At 73.6% G+C, this 18,293-nt stretch carries 18 protein-coding genes; 8 read left to right on the top strand and 10 right to left on the bottom strand.

Translation table 11 applies throughout. From position 1 onward, the window contains the following. Window positions 1–145 precede the first annotated feature (145 nt). Window positions 146–1,204, bottom strand: coding sequence for a hypothetical protein (locus BG482_RS34325; protein WP_141746689.1), 1,059 nt, complete (start codon window positions 1,202–1,204; stop codon window positions 146–148). Window positions 1,205–1,558: 354 nt separating this feature from the next. On the opposite strand from BG482_RS34325, the gene BG482_RS34320 reads away from it, so the two are divergent. From BG482_RS34320 to tgmB, 3 genes are all read left to right on the top strand, one after another. Then, window positions 1,559–1,846, top strand: coding sequence for a DUF1232 domain-containing protein (locus tag BG482_RS34320; protein ID WP_069773120.1), 288 nt, complete (start codon window positions 1,559–1,561; stop codon window positions 1,844–1,846). Window positions 1,847–2,069: 223 nt separating this feature from the next. After that, window positions 2,070–2,261: a putative ATP-grasp-modified RiPP gene (gene tgmA, locus BG482_RS34315; RefSeq protein ID WP_069773119.1), complete on the top strand. Its 192-nt coding sequence runs from the start codon at window positions 2,070–2,072 to the stop codon at window positions 2,259–2,261. A 17-nt stretch (window positions 2,262–2,278) separates the two neighbouring features. After that, window positions 2,279–3,265 carry an ATP-grasp ribosomal peptide maturase gene (tgmB, locus tag BG482_RS34310; protein WP_069773118.1) on the top strand — a complete coding sequence of 329 codons (987 nt, stop codon included), beginning with the start codon at window positions 2,279–2,281 and terminating at the stop codon, window positions 3,263–3,265. 78 nt (window positions 3,266–3,343) lie between these two features. On the opposite strand, the gene BG482_RS34305 is transcribed toward tgmB, so the two are convergent. The 8 genes from BG482_RS34305 to BG482_RS34270 form a co-directional block, all read right to left on the bottom strand. After that, window positions 3,344–3,598, bottom strand: coding sequence for a DUF5133 domain-containing protein (locus BG482_RS34305; RefSeq protein ID WP_069773117.1), 255 nt, complete (start codon window positions 3,596–3,598; stop codon window positions 3,344–3,346). A 151-nt stretch (window positions 3,599–3,749) separates the two neighbouring features. Next, the gene (locus BG482_RS34300; RefSeq protein ID WP_069773116.1) at window positions 3,750–4,610 is read right to left on the bottom strand and encodes an aldo/keto reductase; all 861 of its coding nucleotides are present in this window, start codon (window positions 4,608–4,610) and stop codon (window positions 3,750–3,752) included. A 168-nt stretch (window positions 4,611–4,778) separates the two neighbouring features. After that, window positions 4,779–6,053: an ABC transporter substrate-binding protein gene (locus BG482_RS34295; protein WP_069773115.1), complete on the bottom strand. Its 1,275-nt coding sequence runs from the start codon at window positions 6,051–6,053 to the stop codon at window positions 4,779–4,781. Further along, window positions 6,050–7,249, bottom strand: a complete 1,200-nt coding sequence (locus BG482_RS34290) for a branched-chain amino acid ABC transporter permease (protein ID WP_370745937.1) — start codon at window positions 7,247–7,249, stop codon at window positions 6,050–6,052. Before BG482_RS34290 ends, BG482_RS34295 begins: the two co-directional genes overlap by 4 nt. Further along, a complete protein-coding gene (locus tag BG482_RS34285; protein WP_069773113.1) occupies window positions 7,242–8,138 on the bottom strand; it encodes a branched-chain amino acid ABC transporter permease in 897 nt (298 codons plus the stop codon). Before BG482_RS34285 ends, BG482_RS34290 begins: the two co-directional genes overlap by 8 nt. After that, a complete protein-coding gene (locus BG482_RS34280; RefSeq protein ID WP_176741543.1) occupies window positions 8,135–8,959 on the bottom strand; it encodes an ABC transporter ATP-binding protein in 825 nt (274 codons plus the stop codon). Before BG482_RS34280 ends, BG482_RS34285 begins: the two co-directional genes overlap by 4 nt. Beyond that, complete coding sequence (locus BG482_RS34275) at window positions 8,956–9,738, bottom strand: ABC transporter ATP-binding protein (RefSeq protein ID WP_069773112.1); 783 nt, start codon at window positions 9,736–9,738, stop codon at window positions 8,956–8,958. The genes BG482_RS34280 and BG482_RS34275 overlap by 4 nt, the downstream gene beginning before the upstream one ends. Window positions 9,739–9,967: 229 nt before the next feature. After that, the gene (locus BG482_RS34270) at window positions 9,968–11,332 is read right to left on the bottom strand and encodes a helix-turn-helix domain-containing protein (RefSeq protein WP_069773111.1); all 1,365 of its coding nucleotides are present in this window, start codon (window positions 11,330–11,332) and stop codon (window positions 9,968–9,970) included. Window positions 11,333–11,859: 527 nt separating this feature from the next. Here BG482_RS34270 and BG482_RS34265 point away from each other — a divergent pair. The 3 genes from BG482_RS34265 to BG482_RS34255 all read left to right on the top strand — a co-directional run bounded on the left by BG482_RS34265 (window position 11,860) and on the right by BG482_RS34255 (window position 14,238). Next, a complete protein-coding gene (locus tag BG482_RS34265; protein ID WP_069773110.1) occupies window positions 11,860–12,081 on the top strand; it encodes a hypothetical protein in 222 nt (73 codons plus the stop codon). An 86-nt stretch (window positions 12,082–12,167) separates the two neighbouring features. After that, the gene (locus BG482_RS34260; RefSeq protein ID WP_069773109.1) at window positions 12,168–13,088 is read left to right on the top strand and encodes a Gfo/Idh/MocA family protein; all 921 of its coding nucleotides are present in this window, start codon (window positions 12,168–12,170) and stop codon (window positions 13,086–13,088) included. A gap of 49 nt (window positions 13,089–13,137) precedes the next feature. After that, a complete protein-coding gene (locus tag BG482_RS34255) occupies window positions 13,138–14,238 on the top strand; it encodes a PP2C family protein-serine/threonine phosphatase (RefSeq protein ID WP_069773108.1) in 1,101 nt (366 codons plus the stop codon). Here BG482_RS34255 and BG482_RS34250 read toward each other — a convergent pair. Then, a complete protein-coding gene (locus BG482_RS34250) occupies window positions 14,183–16,441 on the bottom strand; it encodes an MMPL family transporter (RefSeq protein ID WP_069773107.1) in 2,259 nt (752 codons plus the stop codon). The genes BG482_RS34255 and BG482_RS34250 overlap by 56 nt on opposite strands. Before the next feature lie 180 nt (window positions 16,442–16,621). Here BG482_RS34250 and BG482_RS34245 point away from each other — a divergent pair, with 180 nt between their 5' ends. Together BG482_RS34245 and sthA are read left to right on the top strand one after the other, a co-directional pair. Beyond that, complete coding sequence (locus BG482_RS34245) at window positions 16,622–16,831, top strand: hypothetical protein (RefSeq protein WP_069773106.1); 210 nt, start codon at window positions 16,622–16,624, stop codon at window positions 16,829–16,831. 49 nt (window positions 16,832–16,880) lie between these two features. After that, on the top strand, window positions 16,881–18,284 hold the full coding sequence (sthA, locus tag BG482_RS34240; protein ID WP_069773105.1) for a Si-specific NAD(P)(+) transhydrogenase: 1,404 nt from the start codon (window positions 16,881–16,883) through the stop codon (window positions 18,282–18,284). Window positions 18,285–18,293 lie beyond the last annotated feature (9 nt).

Genomic DNA, 18,293 nt, shown 5'->3' with positions numbered 1-18,293 from the left:
AGGTGAGACGACGGTTCGGTCCGTGGCACCGGGCACCTCGGTCGTGGCCACGACGGCCACGACGTCAGCCCCCTGGCCCGGACCCTGCCCGCACCCCGCACCGGAACCCGGTGTGATGGGGCCCGGGCCGGGCCGGGTTCCCCGCTCAGCCTGACGCGCTCGACGCCGCAGCCGTCTGCCCGGGTGAGGTCCCGGGGGCGGGGCGGCGGTCGCCCATCAGCCGTGCGAGGCCGACGAACAGCGCGACGAGCAGTGTCAGCACGGCCGCCGCGGCCGTCGGGGCGGCGAGCCACGGCGGGGCGAGGGCCGCCTCCGTGGCCCGGGACAGCTCCGCCACCCCGATGCGCGGGGCGAGCAGTTGGGCGCCCGCCAGGGCGGCCGGCACCGGCGCCGCCGCCGCGAGCAGCCGCAGGGTGGGCCGACGGACCAGCAGCAGGGCCGACAGCAGACACAGCCCGGACGAGGCCAGGGCCACCGCGAGAACCGCCGTCGGGAGGCCCTCCCGGCGCACGAGGACGTGCGCGACGCCGCAGAGGGTCAGCGTCAGCGCGGCGGCCCATGCCGTCCAGGGCAGGACCGGGTCGGAGCGGCCCGCCGACCGTGCCGCGGCAGGGATCGGCGTCGCCGCACGGGCGGGCGGCGTCAAGGGCGCCCGCGCCGACTGGAGTTCGAGGCCGGCAGGGGACGCGGACGGCGGACCGGCGCTCTGCGGTGCGGATGCCGGCGGGGCCGCCTGCACGGCCCGCTGCCGCGCGAGCCGCTCGACGAGCTCCGCCACTTCCTCGACCGGGCGGTGGGTGGCCGCCGCCCGGACCGCCTCGTCGCCGCAGTGCGGTTCCAGCGGCGGCCGGTACAGCAGGGCCATCAGCCGCGCGACCTCCTCCACGGACCGGCTCTCGGCCGCGGCGCGGATCATGTGGTCGGCGTGCTCCGCGTCGTGCGGCGGCCCGGACAGCACCGCGACCAGTCGGGAGACGTCCTCCAGGGGCCGGCCGGCGCCGACGGTGCGCAGCACGTCGGCCGCCGCCTCCCTTCCCTCCTCGGTCTGTTCGAGGAGGACGACGAGCCGGGCGACGTCCTCCGGCGACCGGTTGGCCGCGGCCTCGCGGATCAGGCCGTCGACGGGATCGGGGTAGGCGGGAGCGGCCTCGGCGGGCAGGGTGGCGGCCGCCTCGGGATCGGGCACGGGTGCCGGTGGCGTCACCGGGGGGAGGGGTACGGTCGTACTCGTCGCACCCGTGGGAGGGGGGACGGGACGGTCCGGAAAGGACCGTGAAGAGCGGGTGATCATGCTGAGCTCTCTCTGAAGGGTGCGGTCGCCCCCTACGCCCCCGAGCTGCGACACGCGACTTGACCCTCCCCATTACCAGGGCCGCCGGCGCACTCCGCCACTCGGACGCGCCACCCGTGTGAGACGCGTCCGATGCGGTAATCCCGCGGGAAGCGGGAATCCGGAAACCGAAAGCGGGGAAATCGACAGACAGGGACCACGCGCCAGGGTCCGGACAGAGCAGGACAAAGAGAGCAGACGCCGCGCGACGGACCATCGGGAGGGCCCGTGGATGCGCCAACCACGCTCGTCGTCGTCGCGGCGGTGGCGGCCGCCGCCCTGTTCGCCGTGGCCGCCACGGTGCTGGTGCGCCTGGTCCGCGCCCGCCGCGGCCTGCGACGAGCAGGACTGCCCACCGGCCCGCGCTGGGTCTTCTGGGGGGCGGTCCTGTACTTCGTGCTGCCGACCGACATCCTGCCGGACCCCGTGTACCTCGACGACATCGGCGTCCTCCTGCTGGCCCTGCGCACTCTGCGCCGCGCACCCGAGAACAACCCCGAGCAGCTCCCCGACTGACCGCTCCGGAAGACGTTTTCACCCCGGCTCGACCTGATCTCCCCTGCTCCGCGCCCTGCTCGGCGCCCAACTCCCCGATGATCACGGAGAGTAAGGAAACCAACCACCCGTTCGATTCGTATAAGTGACTGAAGGTCGCATCCATCCAGCATCACGCAGCGGGCCCGAGTGACGTCGCACAGCGGCACCGCTTGATCGAAGCAGTACCGACGAGGGAGAGACGATGAAACCGTTCACGCTCAACTACGCGCGCCCTGCTGCGGAGTTGGAGTTCGCCACTCCGTACTCCTACGATCACGCACTGCAGTTGAACGTACTCTTCGACGGCCGGATCGCCGCGCGCGACCACGCCCTCCTGAGAGAACTCGGGACGACGACCTCGACCGCGGGCTCCAAGACCCACTTCGACGACTGAACACGGGCCGAAGCGACATGACCGTGCTCATTCTCACCTGTGAAGAGGACGTCACGGCGGACATGGTGGTCGTGCACCTGAACGCCGCCGGCGTCCCGGTCGTCCGGTTCGACCCGGCCGACCTGACCCATTCCGTCGCGCTGTCCGGCGAGTTCGTGCACGGGGCCTTCCGCGGCCACCTGTCGTCCGCCGGTCGGCTGGTGAGCCTCGACGGGCTCAGGTCGGTGTGGGTCCGCCGTCCCGGCGCCCCCGCGGCCCGGGCGCCCGAGCCCTCGGCCTGGCTCACGGAGGAGTCCTCACAGGCGCTCTACGGCATGCTCCGCGGTACCGGAGCACGCTGGATGAACCACCCGGACGCGTCGCTGCGCGCCCGGCACAAGCCCTGGCAGCTCCGGCTCGCGCAGCGCTGCGGCCTGCCCGTGCCGGCCACGCTGATCACCACCTTCCCGCAGGCGGCACGCGAGTTCGCCGACCGCTACCCGGATCTGGTGGTCAAGCCCGTCTCCGGGGCGCACCCACAGGATCCGCCCCGCGCGGTGCCCACCACCCGGGTGCCGCCGGGCGCGGACTTCGCCGCCGTCGCCTACGGCCCGACGCTGCTGCAGCGGCGGGTGGCCAAGCGGGCGGACATCCGGCTGACCGCGGTCGGCGACCGTCTGCTGGCCGCCCGCAAGGAGACGGCCCCCGGCGCCGAGCCCGACGTGGTGGACGTGCGCTTCTCGCCGTCGACCACGCCCTGGCGCCCCGCCGAGGTACCGCCGCGGCTCGCCGAGGCCGTGCGCAGGTATCTGCGGGAGGCGGAACTGACGTACGGAGCCTTCGACTTCGCCGAGGACGCCGACGGCACATGGTGGTTCCTGGAGTGCAACCAGTCGGGGCAGTTCGGCTTCGTGGAGGTGGACACCGGCCAGCCGATCGCCCGCACCATCGCGGAATGGCTGGCCGGATCGCCCCCGGAACCCGGCGTCCCGCGCCCCGACCGCTGCGGCTCCGCCGCCTCGTGACGGACCCGGGCGCGGCGGTGTTCCCAAAGGAACACCGCCGCGCCCGGGGACCGGCCTCTCGCCGCCCTCACGCCGTCCTCACACCGCCAGGGACAGTCCGTTCCCGGCGTGCCCGGCGTCAGCCGCGGGCGTCGCCGCCGCCGACTCCAGCAGAGCGTCCGCCGCGGCGACCGCCTCGCGGACGTCGGGCGTGCCCATCAGCACGCACAAGGTGTACGTCACGTCCTGAAGCTCACGAGCCGCCTGCGGCGTCTCCCTCTCCGCCTGAGCGATCTTCAGCGTCGCGTAGCGGGTCAGCAACGTCCTGGCGACCTTCGGGTCCGGAACGATCACGAGCGCCCCTCTCTCCTGTTTGCGCTGCGTGTGCCCGGACCTGGGCGATTCATGCGTGCCGGGCGCTCATCCCACTCGTCGGGGTCTCGATCCGGCCATGACCGCTCACGGATCCGCCCGCCGTGCGGATCCGTGCGGCCGGGTGGTCGTGTCAGACGGCGGCGTCCAGTTCCGCCAGCTCGTCGGCGGTCAGGACGAGTTCCGCCGCGGCGAGGGAGTCGAGGATGGTCTCGGGGCGGCTCGCGCCCGGGATCGGCACCACCACCGGTGACTTGGCGAGCATCCACGCCAGGCAGACGCGCTGCGGGCTCACCGCGTGGGTTTCGGCGACGTGGGCGAACGGCGCGTAGGAGGAGCCCAGTTCGCGGGCGCGGGAGATGCCGCCGAGCGGGCTCCACGGCAGGAACGCGATGCCGAGTTCGTCGCACAGGCGCAGTTCGGGCTCGCTGGAGCGGAAGGCCGGGGAGAACTGGTTCTGCACGGAGGCCAGCCGCCCGCCGAGGACGTCCTGCGCCTCGCGGATCTGCTCGGGGTTCGCGTTGGAGACGCCGGCGGCGCGGATCTTGCCCTCGTCCAGGAGTTCGCTCAGCGCGCCGACCGACTCGGCGTAGGGGATGCGCGGGTCGGGGCGGTGGAACTGGTACAGGCCGATCGCCTCCACGCCGAGCCGGCGCAGCGAGGCCTCGCAGGCCGCCTTGAGGTGGGCGGGGCTGCCGTCCAGGGTCCAGCTGCCGTCGCCGGGGCGCAGGTGGCCGCCCTTGGTGGCGACCAGGACGTCGCCGCCGCGGTCGTGGGAGGCGAGGGCCTTGGCGATCAGGGTCTCGTTGTGGCCGACCTCGTCGGCATGGAGGTGGTAGGCGTCCGCGGTGTCGATCAGCGTCACGCCGGCGTCCAGCGCGGCGTGGATCGTGGCGAGGGAGCGCTTCTCGTCCGGGCGGTCCTCGATCGACATCGGCATGGCGCCGAGGCCGATCGCGCTGACGTCCAGATCACCGATGCGGCGGTTGTGCATGGCTCGCGGCCTCTTTCGGTATGCGGTCGGGCGACGGGACGTCCGGTGCACCGGAAGCTGATCGCGGCGCACCGGACGTCTCCAGACTGGCCCCGCCGTCGGCCGCGGGTCCAATGGACATCGGCGAACGCATTCAGCAGCAGGGCCGCTGAATCGGTCGAGGGCGGGTCAGGATCGGTGTGCCAGGTACTCCGTGATCCCCGGCGCCCGGTGCGCGTCCTCCACGCCGACGAGGCCGCCGACCGCCTTCGCGTCGGGCTTGAGGACGTAGGACGACAGGGCGGCGGGCCGGGAGCGGTCGGAGAAGTCCTGCGGGGAGCCGAGTCCGGTGTCGGCGCTCTTCTGCGAACGGTGCGCCTTCACCACGTCCTCGCGAGCCAGGCTGCCGGCCGCGCAGGCCTTCTTGAGGTCGGCGCCCAGCAGCCGGGCGGCGTTGTATCCGGAGAGCACGCCCGAGTCGACCGGCGAGTCTGGGTACTTCTTCCCGTACGCGGCCACCATCGCCCTGACGCCGGGCAGGTCCGAGCTCACGGCGGGCGCGGCGCTCACCACGTCCAGCAGGGCCGCCAGCGCCGGCGCCGCGGGAGTCTTCATCAGCTGGGGCGCGAAACCGGGCGCGCTGCTGACGACGGGGACCCGCAGGCCGCGCGAGGCGGCGACGCCGACCAGGGACGCGGTCTGGGCCGGGCCCGCACTGACCAGGACGGCCTTCACGCCCGCCTTGCGCAACGCCGACACCTGCGCGGACAGATCGGTGTCCGTCGCCTTGATCTTCTGCGGGACGATCTTCAGCCCGGCCCGTTCGGCCGCCCAGGTCGAGCCCTCCAGGGCGTTGGCGCCGTAGTCGCCCTCGAAGTAGACGTGCCCGACCGCGTCGCCCTTGGCCAGCCCCTTGGTCCGGGTGAGGAAGTCGACGGCGGCGATCATGTCGAGGTCGTAGGTGGTGCCGATGACCTGCACGGAGTCCTTGCCCAGCAAGGAGGCCGCCCAGGCCTGCGGGAAGGTCAGCAGGTGGTCGCGCTCGATGTCGTCGAGGAGGGCTGCGACCACGGGCGATCCGATGACCTGCGTCAGCGCGACCACGTCCGGGGCCAGGTCGGCGTAGGCGGTGACCGCCTTCTGGACGTCGTAGCCGTGGTCCTTGACCACGATCTCGACCTTGCGTCCGCAGACGCCGCCGTCGGCGTTGGTCTCGTCGGCCCACATCTGCTGCGCCTGCACGATGGACTTGCCGAGGGTGGCGTAGGGGCCGGTGAGATCGGTCAGGGCGCCGAGTCTGAGGGTCTTCGCGGTGACTCCGGGGCCCGTCCTGACGCCGTCGGCGCCCTCGGAGCCGCCGCTGCCGTCCGCCTTGGAGCTGCAGCCGGTGGCCGTGACGAGCAGGGCCGCGAGCGCGGCGGCGAGGACGGCGGGGACGCGGTGGCCGGTGTGCGTGCGGTTCACGGGGTGGGCTCCTCGGTCGGGACGGCGGGGGCGGTGGGACTGGTGGCGGAGGTGACGGCCGGAGAGGTGACGGCCGGAGAGGCCTGGCGCAGGCGGGCCCGCAGCCGGCCGACGAGGCCGTGCAGTCCGTCCGGGGCGTGCAGCAGGACCAGGACGATCGCCGCGCCGTAGAGGTAGCGGGCCGCCTCGGTGGGGCCGACGCCGGCGTCGGTGGCGCCGGGCGCGGTCACCAGGGGCAGTTGGTCGGCGTAGCGGGTCATGAGCAGGGGCAGCGCGGTGACGAAGACGCCCCCGGCGACGGCCCCTGCGACCGAGCCGAGGCCACCGATGACGATCATCGCCAGGTAGTCGACGGAGAGGGCCAGCCCGAAGTAGTCGGGCACGACCCGGCGGAAGACGAGCGCGAGCAGTACCCCGGCCAGGCCGGCGTACATCGACGACACCACGAAGGCCGCCGAACGGTACCGGGCGACGTCGACGCCCATGACCGAGGCCGCGGTCTCGCTGTCGCGCAGCGCCGCGAGGGCGCGGCCCGGGCGTCCGCGCAGCAGTCCGCGCGCGGTCCACCAGGTGCCGGCCAGCAGAGCCAGGCCCAGGAACCACAGGCGCTCCTCGGCGCCGAACGGCACGCCGAGGACGTGGAGGGCGGGGCCGTCGGCGGAGAAGGAGAACCCGCCCAGCGTCAGCGGCGGCACGGAACGGCCGTTGAAGCCACCGGTGACGGAGTCGGCGGTGAGCAGCACGTGGTGCCCCAGGAAGACCAGGGCGAGGGTGGCGACGCCCAGGTAGATGCCGCGCACCCGCCCGGCGACGGGGCTGAACAGCCCGCCGGCCGCTCCGGCGAGCAGGACGGCCGAAAGCGCGGCGAGCGCGGGCGGCAGGCCGGGGCCGGGCTCGCCGGCCAGCCAGGTGTAGCCGTAGGCGCCCACGGCGAGGAAGAAGGCGTGCCCCAGGGAGAGCTGGCCGGCGGTGCCGGCGAGCAGGCCGAGGCCGACGGCGCCGATCGCGGCGGCCATGGAGAACAGGCCGGTGCGCAGCCAGAAGGCGTCCAGGTAGAAGGGCGGTGCGCACAGCAGGAACGCGCACAGCAGGACCACCACGCCCTGGGAAACGCCCTGGGGAACCAGGCCCCGGGGAACGGCGCTCCTGGGAACGGCGGTCCCCGGAACGGCTCTCTTCGGCATGCTGTCAGACACGGGTCGCTCCCTTCGCGCCGAACAGGCCGGTGGGCCGCACCAGCAGGACGGCCACCATCACGGCGTAGGGGGCCACGTCGCCGAACCCGTCGCCCAGGACGTGCAGTTCGGACTGGTAGCCCGCCGCGAGGGCCTCGGTCAGACCGATGATCAGGCTGCCCGCCAGCGCTCCGGGCGGGGAGGCGAGACCGCCGAGGATCGCCGCGGGGAAGGCCTTGAGGGCGATCTGCCCGGTGGTCCGTTCCAGTCCGGGCGCCGGGAACGCGGCGAGGAACACGGCCGCCAGCGCGGCGAGCGCTCCGGCCAGACACCAGGCGAGCATGCGCACCCGGCTCAGCCGTACGCCCATGAGGGCGGCCGCTTCCCTGTCCTCGGCGGCGGCCCGCAACGCGAGCCCCCAGGGCGTGAACCGGAACAGGGCGAAGACGGCCCCGATGGCGAGCGTGGCGACGGCGATCGCGGCCAGCCGGCTGTCGGCGACGGTCACGGAACCCAGCCGGGTCACCGAGTCGCCCCAGGGGTCGCCGAGGGTGAGCAGATCACCGCCGATGCGCCGGGACAGGTCGGTGAGCAGCACGATGTCCACGCCGATGGTGACGATCGTCTGCACATGGGCGGCCCTGGGGTCGGGGTCGCCGCGTTGCAGCAGCAGCCGGTCCAGCGCGCCGGCGAGCGCGGCCGTTGCCAGCACGGACACGGCGAGGGCGCCGGGGAAGCCGAGGTCGTCGTGGAGGACGGCGATGAGGTATCCGCCGAACAGCAGCAGCGATCCGTGGGCGAAGTCGAGCACCCCCGACGCCTTGAAGATCACGACGAAGCCGAGCGCGACCAGGGCGTACACCGCGCCCAGGGCCAGTCCGGCGAGGACGCTGTCGAGAAGGGCGGTCATGCGGGGTCCTCTCCTGGCGTGCCGAGGTAGGCGCGCAGCACCTCGGGGTGGCGGCGGATCTCGTCGGGAGAGCCGTGGGCGATGCGGCGGCCGAAGTCGAGAACGGTGACCTCGTCGGCAAGGCGCATCACCAGACCCATGTCGTGCTCCACCAGCAGCACGGACAACCCGAGTTCGGCGCGCACGGCGTCCACCGTCCCGGCCGTGCGAGCGCGTTCGGCGGCGTTCATGCCGGCCACGGGCTCGTCGAGCAGCAGGACACGCGGCTCCAGGCACAGCGCGCGGGCGAGTTCCACGCGTTTGCAGTCGCCGTAGGAGAGCAGGGCGACCGGCGTGTCGAAGTGGCCGGCGAGCCCGGTGAGTTCGGCGATCTCGCGGGCCCGGTCGAGATGGGCGCGCTGCTCGCGCGCGACGCCGGGCAGGCGCAGCGCGGTCGCGGCGAAGCCGGCGCGGGAGAGGACGTGCCGTCCGAGCATCAGATTGTCGGCGACGGTGCCCTCGGTGGTGACGATGTTCTGGAAGGTGCGGGCCACTCCCAGGGCCGCGATCCGGTGGGGCGGGAGCCCGGTCAGCGGGGTGTCGCCGAGCCGTACCTGCCCGGACGCCGGGCGGTACAGGCCCGACAGGACGTTGAAGCAGGTGGACTTCCCCGCGCCGTTGGGGCCGATCAGGGCGTGCACGGAGCCGGGGGCGACGGTGAAGGACACCGCGTCCAGGGCGGTCAGACCGGCGAAGCGGACGGTCACGTCCCGCACGCTCAGTTCGGGCGGCGGCGCCGGGGGCAGGCCGGGAACGGCGCCGGCGGTGGGGCGGAGCTTCACGCGGCCCCCTGGTCGCCGGCCGGGTCGCCGAGGTAGAGGCGGCGCACCGCGTCCGTGCGGGCGAGGTCGTCGGCCGGTCCGGACAGCCGGATCTCGCCCACCTCCAGGACATGGGCGTGACCGGCGAGCGACAGCGCCATGCCCGCGTTCTGTTCGACCAGCAGGACGGCCGTGCCCTGGGCGTTGATCTCACGGATCACCTCCGCGATCCGGAACACCATGCGCGGGGCCAGCCCCAGGGACGGCTCGTCGAGCAGCAGCAGCCGGGGCGCCGCCATCAGGGCCCGGCCGATGGCGAGCATCTGCTGCTCACCGCCGGACAGCAGCCCGGCCTGCTGACGTCCGCGTTCGGCGAGCACCGGGAAGAGCGTGTACACGCGGTCCCGGGCCTCACGGACCTGTGCGGGCGCCCGCCGGCCCAGGCCGAGGCCGCCGCTGCGCAGGTTCTCCTCGACGGTCAGACCGGCGAAGACCCGGCGCCCCTCCGGGACCTGGACGACCCCGGCCCGCACCGCCGCGACCGGGTCACGGCCGTCCAGGGCGGTCTCCCCGTAGCGGACGAGCCCGGCGGTCACGGCACCGCGGTGCAGGCGCAGGGTGCCCGACACCGCCCGCAGCAAGGTGGACTTGCCGGCGCCGTTGGCGCCGAGCAGCGCCACCACCGCGCCGTACGGGACGGTCAGGGACACGGAACGCAGGGCTGACACGGCCCGCCCGTACGTCACGTCGAGACCTTCGACGTGCAGTGCGGGCCGCTCCTGTGGGGGTGCCTGGGGCATCGCGGCTCCTCGGGGCCGTGCCGACGGGCACGGCGTTCAGGGGGAAAGGGAGCTCACGACAGCACGGCCGGCGCGGGGCGGTACAGGCACGCGGTCGGGGTCGCTGCGCCGCCCCAACGCGAGGTCGGGGGGCTTGTGCGGCTGCCCAGAGACCGGGCGGGGGCGGACGCGACGGCGGCGACGCCGGAGTCCGCAGGCGGTCGGGCGAGGGGAAGGGGCGGGACGCCGCTCAGCGGGTGCGCAGGCCCCGGGCCGTCAGGGCGAGGCTGATCTCGACCAGGTCGGCGGGCCGGGAGAGGGAGCGGCCCGTGAGCTGCTCGTAGCGGCGCAGGCGGTTCAGGACGGTGTTGCGGTGGCAGTACAGCCGCTCCCCCGCCCGCTGGGCGGAGCCGTCACAGGCGAGCCAGGTGGCCAGGGTGTCGAGGAGAAGGGCCTCGTCGGCCGGTTCCAGTCCACCGAGCGGTCCGAGCACCCGTGCGACCAGCGCCGTGCCCAGATCGGGGGCGGAGAGGACCAGCGCGGCGGGAATGTGATCCGTCAGCCGGACGGTGCCGCCGGTGCTCGGGCACATGTCCAGAGCGACGTCCGCGAGCCGGCGGGCGTCCCCGACGGCGGCCAGCCCCGACACGGCGGTGCTGACACCCGCCCGCGCACGCCCGCAGTGCGGGGACGCGGCGGGCGACGGACCGGCGGCGCCGTTTCCCTCGCCCGGGCCCTCGGTCCCGGGCGTGCCTTCGCCTTCACCGTCGCCGTCGCCGTCGGCGCTGTCGGCGGCGGTCCCGTCCCCGGCGAGCAGGACGATGCCGTAGTCCACCTCCACCCCGGTGTGCCAGTAGACACGGCTGCCGCGGGCGAGCGCGGCCCGTGCGGCGGCCGCGTCGGAGGGGCCGCCGCCCGCCACCGCCACGACCAGGTACCGGCCCTCCTCGGGCAGGTCCAGCGCGTGGGAGGTCTCCGGCAGGTCGGCGATCCGGCAGGCGCCGTCGAGCAGCGCGCCCGCGAGCAGCCGCAGCCGGTTCTCCCGCCGCCAGGCGAGCTGCCGTTCGGCCTGCCGGTAGGCGTCGGCGACGAGGGAGCAGTGCTCGTCGACGAAGTTCCACACGTCGGAGGCGACGTGGACGAGCAGGCGCACGTCCTCGGGAGCGGTGCGGGAGGTCTCCTCGATGAGGCCCTGCCACACCAGGGACCCGCCGAGCCGGAACGCGTGCAGCAGGGCGTCCAGCGGAAGCCCCTGCTCCGCGCGGGTCGCGCCGATCTTCCACGAGCAGCGGCGGGCCGCGTCCCGGCTGCCGCGCGGGTCGAGCAGCGAGGACACGCTGTGCCGCAGCGAGCGGTGCACCTCCTGCCAGGTCGCGCCCGGATCGCTCGTCACGGTCGCGCGGTAGGCGGGCTCCTGCTCCTGGATCGCGGCGACCAGCCGGTCGGTGAGATCGGGGAGGTCCGCCAGGAGCACCCGGGCGGCGCGGTGCAGGACCCGCAGGGCGTCGGCGTCGATCAGCGAGCGGCCGGGCTGCGGACGCTGCCGCGGGGCGGGCGCGGACGGCGCGGCCGGTGCGGGGTGGAACGCGGCCCGTGACCGTAGGGCGTGATGCATCGCGGTCCTCCCCCGGGGCGTGTCCCGCCGTCGACTCGTCGTGCCCCGAAGGATGGCATACCGTCCGGTCGGTCCCCAGGGGGTGCGCACGACTGATTTCGGCATGGACGGTCCGACGGGCGGTTCGCGGTCCCGGTCCTCGCGGTCGCTCGGTCGTCGCGTCGTCGCGTCGTCGCCCGGCGGCGGCGGAGGCCGAACCGGTCCGGTCCGGTCCGTCCGGCTGCCGTGCCCCCGGGCCGCCGTACGGGTGGTCGACCGTGCGGGCGCCGAGGCCCTTCGAGGCCCACGACCAGGTGTTCCGTGTACGGCGGGCGAAGGATTCCTTGTGCGCGCGCCCAACGGCCGCCGCCGTTCCGCGGGCACCGGCACAGCGGCGGCCCGCGCCCCAGGACATGTGCGGGCGGCTGCCCCGGCACTCCTCATGGCGGGCTTTCACCACGCCCGTTTCGTCCCGGACCGTGTCCGGCAGGCATCAGCCGCCCGATACGGAGCACTCGGCATGCTGTCGCCTGACGAGGAGAGAAGCCGTGCTCTGGATCGCCGTACTGCTGCTGCCGCTGGTGTCCGTCCTGCTGGCCTTCATGGACCGGGTGGAGGAACGCCTGCTCGCCCCGGTCGCGGCCAAGCGCCGCCACGCCGGCCGCCGACGGCACCTGCGTCTGATACCGGGCGGCGCCGCGGACACCGGGGCGACGGGCGCAGGGGCGCATGCGGCGACGGGCGCGGCGGACGAGGTCCGGGCGGCCTGAGGACCGGTCGGCATGTACTCGCCGCTTCCGGTGTGCGAGGCTCGCCCGGGGGCGCCAGTCAGGCAACGGCAGGGAGAGTCGGCGGTATGCGCATCGGTCTGCTCGGCACCGGCCCCTGGGCCGGTCTGGTCCACGCCCCCGTCCTCGACGCCCACGAGGATCTCGATTTCGTCGGCGTCTGGGGTCGTCGACGGGAGGCCGCCGAGGAACTCGCGGACCGCCATCACACACGGGCCTACGTCGACGTCGACGCCCTGCTCGCGGACGTGGACGCGGTGGCCGTCGCCCTGCCGCCCGACGTCCAGGCGCGCCTGGCGGTGCGGGCCGCCGGAGCCGGCCGCCATCTCCTGCTGGACAAGCCCGTCGCCGCGACGGTGACGGGAGCGCGGGCCGTGGCCCGGGCCGTACGGGAGGCGCGGGTCGCCTCGGTCGTCTTCTTCACCACGCGGTTCGTGTCCGAGCCCCGTGCCTGGATCGCCCAGCAGGCGGCCGCCGGAGGATGGTTCACGGCGCACGCCCAGTGGCTCGGGGACGTCTTCCACGAGGAGAGCGAGAGCCCGTTCGCCACGCCCTGGCGCGGAGAGAAGGGCGCCCTGTGGGACGTGGGCCCGCACGCGTTGTCCGTGCTGCTGCCGGTACTCGGCGACGTCCGCCGGGTGGCGGCCGCGACCCAGGGCCCCGGCGACACCGTCCATGCGGTCCTGGACCACGCGAACGGCGCCTCCAGCACGCTGACGCTCAGCCTGACGGCCCCACCGGCGGCGGCCGGGGCGAGCCTCGAGCTCCGCGGCACGGCCGGAGTGACCCGGCTCCCGCAGGGCGGCGCGGACGCCGCCGACGCCCTCACCCGTGCCGCGGACGAGCTGCTCGCCGCGGCCCGCGACCGCCGCCCGCACCCATGCGACGCCGCCTTCGGCCTGCGCGTCACGGAGGTGCTGGCCGATGTCGAGACCCTGCTGGCGGAGGGGGCGCGCCGGCTCGACGCTCCTGACCTTCGCGGGGACTGAGGGACATCTCGGCGTGCGCGGCCCCGCGCCGGGGTGGAGCGTGGGGGTAATGGGACGACTGGACGGGGACCGGCGGGGCTGGCTGCGGGGCGCGCCGCCGCCGCGCTGGGTGCGGGCGCTGCCGCTCGCGCTGGCGGCCGGCGTCTGCGTCGCCACGCTGGTCAGTCCCGACCCGCTGGACATCGGCTTCCTGCTGGGCGCGATCCCGCCGCTGGCGGTGCTGTCGTACGGGCCGGCGGTCACCGCGGTGCTGGGCGTGGCCGTCGTCGTGATGCTCAACGTGCCCGCGTTCCAGCTCGACCGGCCGGGGCAGACCGATGTGCTGACGGTGTCCTTCGTGGCGCTTCTGAGCGTGTTCGTGGCGTTCGTACGCCACCGGCGCGACCAGCAGCTGGACACCGAACGCACCATCGCCGAGGCTGCGCAGCGCGCCGTGGCGCCGCCGGTGCCCGGGCGGGTCGGTCCGGTGCGGTGCGCGGGTCTGTACCGGGCGGCGCAGCGCGGGACGCTGGTCGGCGGCGACTTCTTCGACGTACGCGAGAGCGCTCACGGGGTGCGGGCGGTGCTGGGGGATGTGCAGGGGCACGGGCTGGCGGCGGTGGCCACGGTGTCCTCGCTGCTCGGGGCGTTCCGGGAGGCGGTGCTCGACCAGCCGGACCTGGAGTCGCTGGCGGGCCGTCTGGACCGGCGGCTGGTGGTCGACTCCGCTCGGGACGCGACGGCGGAGCTGTTCGCGACGGCCGTCCTGGTGGAGTTCACGCCCGACGCGGACGCCGTGCGCGTCGTCGCGTGCGGGCATCCGCCGCCCGTGCTGCTGCGCGACGGCGCCGCCATCGAGGTGGACGTGGTGCCGTGGACGCCGCTCGGGCTGGGGCTGGCGGGCGCTTCGCCGACCGCCGTCCGGCTGCCGCTGCGCCCCGGCGACCGTCTGTTCATCGCCTCGGACGGCGTCTCGGAGGCCCGGGACGCCGACGGCGTGTTCTACCCCCTGCTGGACCGGCTGCCCGCGCTCGCCGCCGGCACCGACCCGGCGGCGACAGCCGACCGGGTCTGGGCGGACGTTCGGCGGTACTCCCCCGCGATCCGCGACGACGTCACGATGCTGGTCCTGGCCCCGGAGAGCGCGGCGGACCGTCCCGAGGACCGCTGAGGGTCTCGGCGTCGCCCTCGGCGTCGATGTGCGGCAGGATCCGGTCCAGCCACCGTGGCGTCCACCAGGCGTGCGGGCCCAGCAGCGTCATCACGGCCGGCACCATGAGGAGCCGGACGACGGTCGCGTCGATCAGCACGCTGACGGCGAGGCCGAGTCCGAGCATCTTGACGACGATGTTGTCGCTGATGATGAAGGCGGCGAAGACGCTCACCATGATCAGGGCCGCACAGGTGATGACCCGGGCGGTGATCTCCAGGGCGTGGGCGACGGAGTCCTTGGCGTCGCCGGTGCGCAGCCACGCCTCGTGGACGCGGGAGAGCAGGAAGATCTCGTAGTCCATGCTGAGGCCGAAGATGATCGCGAACATCATCATCGGCACGTAGCTCTCGATCGGCACGTCGCCGTTGACGCCCAGCGCGGGCCCGCCCCAGCCCCACTGGAAGACCGCGACGACGACGCCGTAGGAGGCGGTGATGGACAGGACGTTGAGGACGGCTGCCTTGACGGCGACGAGGAGGCCGCGGAAGACGGCGAGGATGATCAGGAACGCGAGGCCGACGACCACGCAGATGATCAGCGGGAGCCGGCTGGCGACGATGTCGCGGAAGTCGACCTGGGCGGCCGTGGTGCCGGTGACGTAGCCCTTGGCGTCGTAGCCGGAGACCCCGTCGGGGAGGGTCGTGTCCACGAGTCGGTTGGTCAGCCGGGTGGTGACGGCGTCCTGCGGGGCCTGCGTCGAGTAGACGGTGCCGATCAGCACGTCGCCGTCCTGGGTGGGCGTGAGCGGGGTGACGGTGGCCGCGTCGGGCACGGCGCTCAGCGTCTTCTGCGCCTGGGACTGCAGGTCGGAGCGTTTGTCGGTGGGGACGGACGTCTGGTCGATGACGACGGTGAGGGGGCCGTTGGAACCGGGTCCGAAGGCGTCGGTCATCAGGTCGTAGGCCCGCCGGTCGGTGAACGACGTCGGGTCGGCGCCGTCGCCGATGTGGCCGAGCTGGATGGAGAAGACGGGGATGGCGAGGATCGCGATGACGGCGACGCCGCAGGCGAGGTACTGCCAGGGCCTGCGTTCGACGCGCTTGGCGTACCGGTGCCAGGTGCCGTGCGGGGTGGCGCCCGGTTCGGCGTCGGTCTCGGCGACGGGCCTGCGGACGTGCCAGCGGTCGATGCTGCGCCCGGCGAGCCCGAGCATGGCGGGCACGAGGGTGAGCGCCGCCGCCACGGCGGAGACGACGGTGACGGCGGCGGCGATGCCGAGTTTGCCGATGAAGGACACCCCGGACGCGTACAGGCCGAGCAGCGCGATGATCACGGTGGTGCCGGAGACGAGGACGGCGCGGCCGCTGGTGGCGGTGGCGTGTCCGGCGGCCTGGGCGGGATCGGCACCGTTGATCAGGTTCTGCCGGTGCCGGGTGATCAGGAAGAGCGCGTAGTCGATGCCGACGCCGAGGCCGATCATGGTGGCGAGGGTCGGCGAGACGGTCGCGAAGGTGAACGCGGCGGCCAGCAGCCCGAGGACGGCGAGACCGGTGACCACCCCGATCAGTGCGGTGACCAGGGGCAGGCCGGCGGCGATGACACTGCCGAAGCCGACGAGCAGCACGACGATCGCGACCGCGAAGCCGATCCCCTCGCTGATGAAGTCGTTGGCCTTGGGCCGGGCGAGTTCGCCGAGCGAGCCGCCGTACTCGACGTCGGCGCCGGCCGCGCGCAGCGGCTGGACGGCCTGGTCGACTCCGTTGAGGTACGCGTCGCCGAGGGTGTTGGGCTGCTCGTCGAAGCGGATGGTGATGTAGCCGGTCTTGCCGTCGCTCGAGACCGGCCCGATCTTGGTCGGGCTCTGCGAGAGGGGGTTCTGGACCGACAGGACGTGGGGCAGCTTCTGCAGGTCGCCGACCGTGGTGGACATCTGCGAGCTCAGCGCGCTCAGGGCTTTCTGGTCGTCGTGCATGACGATCTGCGCGCTGTATCCGCCGGCCTGCGGGTCGTGCTCCTTGAGGACGTCCAGGCCCTTCTGGGACTGGGTGTCCGAGAGCGCGAAGTTGTCCTCGAAGGTGCCTCCGACCGCGCGGTCGGTGACCTGGAGCGCCACCAGGGCGACGAGCCAGGCGAGGATGACGAACAGGAAGTGACGGGCGCACCAGGCGCCGAGTCTGCGAAGTCCCCCCCGTTGGGGTTTCCCGGCAGCGGTGGGTTCCATGAGCTGGGCCTTCCTGCCGTGCGGCGATGCCGCCGCACAGTGGTTGGGACGCCCCGACACCGCCCATTACACCTCTGCCCGATCATCGTGGCATCTCGGCCCGGGGTGATCGCGATTGCAGGGTGCGGCTCCAGGATGAATGGTGTTAGTACATTCCTTCGGACGCGAGGAGCCGACATCATGCCGACGTCACAGCCCGGCGCCGCCCGACCCTCCCCGGACGACCGCGCCACCCCGGACAAGCTGCTCCACACCCGCACCGGCACCGAGGTCTCCGCGGAGGACATGATCCTCGCCACGGGACGCGACGTGACTCCGCGCACCCTCGAATGGGCGCGGCGCAAGCTCGCCGAGGAGGGGCCCGGCGCGATCGAGAAGCTGCTGCCGTAGTCGCCCCCGCCCTTTCCCCGACCGCCCCCGCCCTGCCAGACTGCGGAGGGTGCCCGACTTCGACATGCTCGTCCTCGGATCAGGTCCCGGCGGCCAGAAGGCCGCCATAGCCGCGGCCAAACTGGGCCGCCGGGTGGCCGTCGTCGACCGCCCCGACATGGTCGGCGGGGTCTCCCTCCACACCGGAACCATCCCCTCCAAGACGTTGCGCGAGGCGGTGCTCTATCTCACCGGCCTCACCCAGCGCGACCTGTACGGACAGAGTTACCGCCTCAAGGAGAACATCACCGTCGCCGACCTGACCGCCCGCACCCAGCATGTGGTCGGGCGTGAGATCGACGTCATCCGCAGCCAGTTGAGCCGCAACCACGTCGCCCTGTTCGCCGGCACCGGCCGGTTCGTCGACGACCACACGATCGCCCTGCGCGAGGCCACCGGGCAGGAGCGGCTGATCAGCGCCGAGCACATCGTCATCGCCACGGGGACCCGGCCGGCCCGGCCGGAGAGCGTGGAGTTCGACGGGCGGACCATCCTCGACTCCGACAACGTCCTGACCGTCGAGCGGGTGCCGCAGTCGATGGTGATCGTGGGCGCCGGCGTGATCGGGATGGAGTACGCCAGCATGTTCGCGGCGCTGGGCAGCAAGGTGACGGTGGTGGAGAAGCGGGCCGGGATGCTCGACATGTGCGACGTCGAGGTGGTCGAGTCGCTCAAGTACCACCTGCGCGACCTGGCCGTGGCGTTCCGATTCGGGGAGACCGTGGCCGCCGTGGAACGGCATCCGCGAGGCACGCTGACCGTGCTGGAGAGCGGCAAGAAGATCCCGGCGGACGCGGTGATGTACTCGGCGGGCCGGCAGGGCCTGACCGACGAACTCGACCTCGACAAGGCCGGGTTGACGGCCGACCGGCGCGGGCGCATCGAGGTCGACGAGCACTATCGCACACCGGTCGGGCACATCTACGCCGTCGGTGACGTCATCGGCTTCCCTGCACTCGCGGCGACGGCGATGGAGCAGGGCCGGGCGGCCGCCTACCACGCCTGCGGAGAGCCGGTCGGGCAGATGCACCACCTCCAGCCGATCGGGATCTACACCATCCCGGAGATCAGCTTCGTGGGGCGCACGGAGGACCAGCTCACCGAGGAGCGGGTGCCGTTCGAGGTGGGCGTGGCCCGTTATCGCGAACTGGCCCGTGGGCAGATCATCGGCGACGCGCACGGCGTGCTCAAACTGCTGGTCTCTCCCGAGGACCGCACCCTGCTGGGCGTGCACTGCTTCGGCAGCGGGGCGACCGAGCTGATCCACATCGGGCAGTCCGTGATGGGCTGCGGCGGCACCGTGGACTACCTGGTGGACGCGGTGTTCAACTACCCGACGCTCGCGGAGTCGTACAAGGTCGCCGCCCTCGACGCCACCAACCGGCTACGGCAGTTGGACCGGATCGGGGACTGACCGACGCGG

It is taken from the genome of Streptomyces sp. LUP30, from assembly GCF_001746365.1.
Lineage (GTDB): Bacteria > Actinomycetota > Actinomycetes > Streptomycetales > Streptomycetaceae > Streptomyces.
This window is presented reverse-complemented; position numbering and strand designations above follow the sequence as displayed.